The 6,145-nt window shown below is 68.8% G+C and carries 7 protein-coding genes; 4 read left to right on the plus strand and 3 right to left on the minus strand.

Annotation, left to right across the window (positions count from 1 at the left end):
• Positions 1-549, minus strand: a 549-nt coding sequence (locus AQJ27_RS50395) for a hypothetical protein (RefSeq protein ID WP_159064666.1), incomplete at its 3' end; no start/stop codon positions are given.
• Positions 550-1,005: 456 nt separating this feature from the next.
• Positions 1,006-1,392, minus strand: a complete 387-nt coding sequence (locus tag AQJ27_RS50400) for a transposase family protein (protein ID WP_159064667.1) — start codon at positions 1,390-1,392, stop codon at positions 1,006-1,008.
• A 283-nt stretch (positions 1,393-1,675) separates the two neighbouring features.
• On the opposite strand from AQJ27_RS50400, the gene AQJ27_RS60020 reads away from it, so the two are divergent.
• Positions 1,676-2,710, plus strand: a complete 1,035-nt coding sequence (locus tag AQJ27_RS60020; protein ID WP_067385672.1) for a helix-turn-helix domain-containing protein — start codon at positions 1,676-1,678, stop codon at positions 2,708-2,710.
• Between the two features lie 459 nt (positions 2,711-3,169).
• Here the strand turns inward: AQJ27_RS60020 and AQJ27_RS50410 are convergent, their stop codons facing one another.
• A complete protein-coding gene (locus AQJ27_RS50410) occupies positions 3,170-4,675 on the minus strand; it encodes a GMC family oxidoreductase (RefSeq protein WP_079065949.1) in 1,506 nt (501 codons plus the stop codon).
• A 298-nt stretch (positions 4,676-4,973) separates the two neighbouring features.
• On the opposite strand from AQJ27_RS50410, the gene AQJ27_RS57140 reads away from it, so the two are divergent.
• The 3 genes from AQJ27_RS57140 to AQJ27_RS50420 all read left to right on the plus strand — a co-directional run.
• Positions 4,974-5,132 (plus strand): hypothetical protein, encoded by a 159-nt coding sequence (locus tag AQJ27_RS57140; protein ID WP_159064668.1) that lies wholly within the window; start codon positions 4,974-4,976, stop codon positions 5,130-5,132.
• Between the two features lie 140 nt (positions 5,133-5,272).
• On the plus strand, positions 5,273-5,470 hold the full coding sequence (locus AQJ27_RS58240) for a hypothetical protein (protein ID WP_067385675.1): 198 nt from the start codon (positions 5,273-5,275) through the stop codon (positions 5,468-5,470).
• 29 nt (positions 5,471-5,499) lie between these two features.
• A partial coding sequence (locus AQJ27_RS50420) for an NAD(P)H-dependent glycerol-3-phosphate dehydrogenase (protein ID WP_159064669.1) occupies positions 5,500-6,145 on the plus strand: 646 nt, incomplete at its 3' end.

Below are 6,145 nucleotides of genomic sequence, written 5' to 3' on the forward strand. Positions count from 1 at the left end.
GCAGGGGAAGTCGTAGGCGATGAAGGCGAGGCAGACGACCGTTCCGTCCTCCTCCAGTGCCTCGTAGCCGTCTCGTTCCTCCTCATTGACCGGGAAGAACAGGGCGTTGCCACCGCGGTCCGGATCGGTGACGATCTCGGCGTGGTTGACCCGGCGGCCCTGGCCGTCGCCGGCCGCGATGATCCGCTTGACCTCGCGGAGATCGGCCTCGGCATCGCGGCCGTCGACGTGCAGCGGATCGAACGGATCGCCGCACAGGACGGCGTATCCGTCCAGCGCCGCCGGTTCGTAGCCGTTGTATCCGTCGTTCCAGTCGGCCGCGACGATCCGGGCGGGATCCGCCAGCGGCAGGACGACCATGCTGACCCGGGCCACCGCCGGTTCGTCGCCCACCTGAGACCAGTAGAAGCCCGCGTACACCGGAGCCTTGCTGGGGCCGGAGAGCAGGCCGCCGTGACCCCATCGACCGGTGGTCGCCATCCCGTACCAAGTGACGTACTCCGCGAGTTCCAACTCTCCGACGCACGCGAACCATTCCGGCCTCGTCATTCCCTTCTCACCGTTCCGATTGACGTGATCCACCCACCGCCATAACAGGGCATCCATGGTGGCCGTTGGGGTGGCGGAAGCGGGCGAATCCTTGGCTGCTGTCATGGGTCACAGCATGGCAGGGAGGTGTGACAGTCCCGCCGCGTCCAGGCGGGTGGCCGACGACAAGTCGCAGCTGTGCGTGCCACACCCCGCGTGTGTGCGATCGGCCGGACAGGTCCTGGACGTGCCCTGGGGCGGCGCGGCTCGCTGATGCTGGACCGGCGGGCAGTTGCCGGTCTCCCGATGGTGTTGATGTCGGCGTTGGACCGCGAGTCCCCCGCGTTCGCGGCGATCTGGCGCTGGGCGATCACGGTCTGGCAGGCGTGGAGTGCGGCGGCGAGCAGGTGGACGGCTGCGCCGCCGGTGCGGGATCCTCGCACGGCCTTGCCGTCGACGGCCAGACCGATCAGGGTGTCACCGGGTTCGTCGACCGGTGGCGGCGTACCGGGCGAGCCAGGCGCCCACGGCGTCGTCCAGGGCGTCGCCGTCCAAGCGGGCCAGAAGTCGTCCCAGCGTGGAGGCGTTCGGCGTGCTGGAGGTCAGTTCGAGTTGTCCGCGCAGGTTGGAGTCGGTATCGGTGGCGAAGCGCGCGATGGCCGCCAGGGACATGGCTCCGCCGAGGACCGCGACCATGCACAGCGCGAGCAGGGAGCCCAGGCGGTAGCGGCGGCCCCGGCCCTGGCGGGGATCGGGTATCCGGCCCAACACGTCCGCCAGGCAGGTGAGCTGTGACGGTTCCGGGCAGGTGGAATCGGTGTCCGCGCAGTGGCGTTGCAGGACACCGATTGGGGAGGATGGCACGCGAACGCAACCCCTGTTCGTGATCAAAGGCTTCGAGAAGCCTGATCATCAGGGGTCGCGTCTCTCGTTGCCGATCTGGGCGAACCGACCACGGCGGCGCGTACGCAGGCGATCAGCTCATCTCGCCGAATCAGAACGCATCAGCTCTGCCCCTCGACCGCTGCCATGCGGGCCGTCTGTAGGAAGATTGGCACAGTGCCCACATGAGCCATGGCGACGTCCTGCGGAACACGAGCACCACAGGATGGCGTTGAAGCAATGACGGTGAGGGGATCAGAAAGTCATGCACAGTACAGGAGCGGAGGTCGACGGCGCGCGCGGGGTGCTCGCAGTGGACTCGACCGCCCCGGACGCCGCACCGCGGGGACTCGACGCCTTCCGGCGCGGGTGGGAGACGCAGATCGGCGACGACGTCTTCCAACTGCCGGCCTTCAGCCCGGACACGATCGGTGACTTCCGGGTCAAGGGCAACGTGGCCAAGGTGCACGGCGCGGCAATCGCCGATCTTCACGCCGCGTCGGCAACCCGGACCGCGGACGCCCCGGGCGGCGATCAGGATCTGGTGGCCATGTACGTAGTGCAGCGCGGCGCATGGACTCTGGGCGGGCCGCCCGGTTACGGCGAGCAGACCGTACCGGCAGGGCAGTTCCTCGTCCGGCACGTCGGGCGCCTGACGGCCTTCGAGACGACGGCGCACCTCACGGCGAAGTTCTTAGTCCTGCCCCCCGGCGAGCTCAAACCCCTGCTCGGGAACCGGGTCATCACCGGGCCGGCGGACTCGGCCGAGATACGCCTGCTGACGGCCCTCACGGACATGATCCACACAACTGTGGCCGACCTCGGCCCAGCCGGTGTGGAAGCCGCCCACGGCGCCCTGATCGAGCTGGCCAAGGCGGTGGCGAAGGGCCGGTTCGACGACGTAGAACCCCGGCTGGCTCCCGCGCTCACCCAGGCAGCCAAGGACCTCGCGGACCGCCGGCTCGCTGATCCCGAACTTTCTCCTGCGATGCTTGCGCGTGAACTCAACGTCTCCGTCCGTACGCTGCACCGGGCATTCGCCGCGGTGGGAGAACAGGTGGCCGTCTACATCCGCCACCGGCGACTGCAAGAGGCCCGGCTCGCCCTCACCGCGCCGTCAGGCCGCCTGAGTATCTCGGAACTCGCCGCACACTGGCAGTTCGCGGACAGCAGCCACTTCACCCGGACCTTCAAGAAGCACTACGGTCAGACTCCCACCGAGTACGCCCGCTCGACCGGAGCAGCCTCGCTCTCGCCGAACAGGCACCTGCCGGGCCACGGGTCGGCCGAAAGCGGGTGACCAAAGGTACGACCGCAGTTCAGCGGATGCCGCCAACTCGTGTCCCAAGCAAGGCAGGGCGGCGCTGTGGGCGGCCTGGGCATGTGACCTGGGCGGGATGTTGTCAATGAGGGCGCGGATCTGGGTGACCTCGCCGGCGGTGCCCGCGGGGCCCTCGGTCTTTTGGAACTCGGCGGTTCCCGGCGAGCTGAGAGGTGATCCACCGCCCCGTGGCTCACCATTGGGTGGTGTTCGCTGCCTGCCTTCCGCTGGCCGACCGACGACGGACCGGCGTCAGCTCCCCCGCTTTCGTGTGTCTGTGGCAGCCGTCCACACAGGCCCTGGACCCGTCGAGCTCGCCGGCCGCCTTGAGTTCGGCAAGCAGGATGCCGGCAGCTGGTCGAGACTCCGACCAGCTGCCGGCGGTCCAGGCGTCGGGGATGAGCGCGTTGTGGAAGCGCCGTGGGCGCTGACGAAGGCTCAGTCGATCAGTTCGGCGGCCCGTTCGGCGATGGCGTAGACGGTCGCGTTGGTGTTGGCCGAGGGAATGGACGGCATCACCGAGGCATCGGCGACCCGCAGTCCGGCCATCCCGTGCACGCGAAGGTTCGCAGGGTCGACGACGGCATCGGCGTCGGTTCCCATGCGGCAGGTGCCGGTGAAGTGGAAGTAGGGGCCGGTGGCCTTGCGGATGAACTCGTCCACGGATTCGCCGCTCGTCCCGGAGCCCGGCACCGCTTCCTGCTTGCGCCAGTTGGCGAACGCGTCGGCCTCCCCGATGCGGCGTGCCAGGGCCAGGCCCTTGCGCATGACCTCCAGATCACGGTCGTCGCTCAGGTAGCCGGGGTCGACGACGGGAGCGCTGCCGGGATTGGCGTCCGCCAGGCGCACGGTGCCGCTGCTGTGCGGAGCCATCGCGGAGAAAGCAATGGAGTAGCCGTTGGCCGGCGGCTGGCCCCATGCCGACGGGAGCGGTGCGGCGACGACGTAGACCTGAAGGTCCGGCCGGGCCGCGGCATGGTCGCTGTACAGCAGGCCCATCATTTCGGCCGGCGGGTTGGCAGGAACGAACGGTACGGGCTGGATGGCCTCGTACACCACGCCCGCCATCGGATGGTCCTGCAGATGGGAGCCCACTCCCGGCAGGTCGGCGACGACGTCGATACCGTGTTCCTCAAGGTGTTGTGCCGGGCCGATCCCTGACAGCATCAGGAGGTGTGCGGAACCGATGGCCCCCGCGGTCAGTACCACCTCGGCGCCATCGACGGACAGGTGCTCCCCACCGATGGTGTATTCGACGCCGGTGCAGCGGCCCGCGGTGGTGCGCAGCCGCTGCACCGTCGCGTCCGTAACAACATCCAGATTCGGCCGGTCGAGGAACGGACGGATGTAGGCGTCGGCCGCGCTCTGGCGGGCACCGCCGGGCAGATTCATGTCACTCCACCCGAACCCGATCTCCAGCCCGCCGCCGATGTCATCGACGCATGCGAACCCAGCCTCCACCGCGGCGTCGACGCCCGCCGTGGCCAGGGGATGGGGTTCCAGGACCGGGGCGACCACGACCGGCCCGTCCGTGCCCCGCACGGAGGCATCACGGCTGCGAGCGCTCTCGCTGCGGCGGAAATAGGGCACCAGATCGTCGAAACCCCAGCCCGGAGCCCCGAGGCCGGGCCATTCGTCGTAACCGGAGCGGTGCCCCCGCAGGTGGTAGAGGCCGTTGATGCTCGACGATCCGCCGAGCGCCTTGCCGCGCAGCACGTCAGCGACCCTGCCTGTACCGGCCTGCACGGTCGAGGCGCCCAGCCAGAGGGATGACGGGTCGAACCCCAGGAAGCCCCAAGGAGATGCCATCGCCTCGGTTGCGTCCCGGGCTCCCGCCTCCAGCAGCAACACCCTCACACCGGGGCGTTCCGAAAGCCGGGAGGCAATCACGCATCCCGCTGTCCCCGCTCCCACCACGACATAGTCATAAGGACTCTTGCCCATCATGTCTCCGCTTTCCACGGCAGCCTTGTCCGACCACCGGATTTCAGAAAATCAGCTCCTCGACGATCAAGGAGCCGATTATGCTCATGTACTAAAGGGGTCTAAAAGTGAGGACGGTTGTCTTCGCGTCAGACCTATGGGTCGCCCAGCCGCGTCCGGGCTCGGTGCGCAGAAGGCGTGGAACCGGCTGATCAGCAGCGAGCGGGCTCCAGTGGAGCACGCCTGTCCGGATAGAGGCCCGCCACGCGCCCCGACTGGTCTGGGCACTACTGGTGGTGACGAACACCGAGGTGACCCGGTGACAAACGATCACCTTGATCCGGCGGGCCTGGGCACGCCCGATCCGCACACGGCCGATCACCCCGTTGGGGCTGTCCATGTCGGCGCCGGTACCTGCGATGACGGCCACATGGCCGGAATTCTTTTGGTTCACGAGTTTCTCGTCTTTGGTGTTTAGCCGTCCAGGAACAGCCCGGGTGTTCCCTCTGCCGTCGAAGCTTAGGAAAACCGAGACAGCTCGCACTTGAACCACCGCGACGTCCGTTCGGAACCTGAGCGCCATAAGGCAACGTTGGAGCGCGCGCGGCCGGGCTCACGGTGGAGTACATCGACGAGCGGCCGGACGAACCGGCGCTGTGGAGGCGCTTCTACCGGCTGTGGCAGCCCTACGAAGCGGAGCTGCGCCGGGAGCTCGGTGACGACCAGGCGGCGCGGGAGGCCGAGCTGGTCCTGCCCCGGTTGGCGACGCGCGAGGCTTTGGCGGTGACGCTGAGGAGGCCTTCAGGTGGCGGATAGGGTCACCGGGGTCAGGGCTTGCGAGGTGGATGGGGTGTCGGGTGGCGCGGGTTGCGGTGCTCTCCGCAGGGTCGTGGGGGACGACGATGGCGAAGGTGTTCGCCGACGCCGGCAGCGACGTCACGATCCACGCCAGACGGCCTGAGGTCGTCGCCGAGATCAACGTCCGGCACCAGAACGCTCAGTACCTGCCCGACGTCGTCTTGCCCGACCGGCTCCGCGCGACAGCAGACCCGGTCGAAGCGCTCGCCGGGGCCCGGCATGTCGTGCTGTCGATCCCGGCGCAGGCGCTGCGGGCTAACCTCGCCGCCTGGGCCCCACACATCGAGCCGGACGCGGTCGTGGTGAGCTCGATGAAGGGTGTCGAGACGTACTCCGGGCTGCGGATGTCGGAGGTGATCCACCAGGTCACGGGCATCCCGTGCGAGCGGATCGCGGTGCTGTCCGGGCCGAACCTGGCCCGGGAGATCGCCGCCGGGCAGCCCGCCGCGTCCTTGATCGCCTGCCCCGACGAGACGGCGGCCGCCGCGCTGCAAAAGGCGTGCCACACCCCGTACTTCCGCCCCTACAAGGGCACGGACGTGGCGGGCTGCGAGCTCGGCGGGGCGATCAAGAACGTCATCGCCCTCGCGGTCGGCCTGGCGGCCGGTCTGGGCATGGGCGACAACGCCCGCA

The sequence above is a fragment of the Streptomyces olivochromogenes genome (assembly GCF_001514115.1).
Classification (GTDB): domain Bacteria; phylum Actinomycetota; class Actinomycetes; order Streptomycetales; family Streptomycetaceae; genus Streptomyces; species Streptomyces olivochromogenes.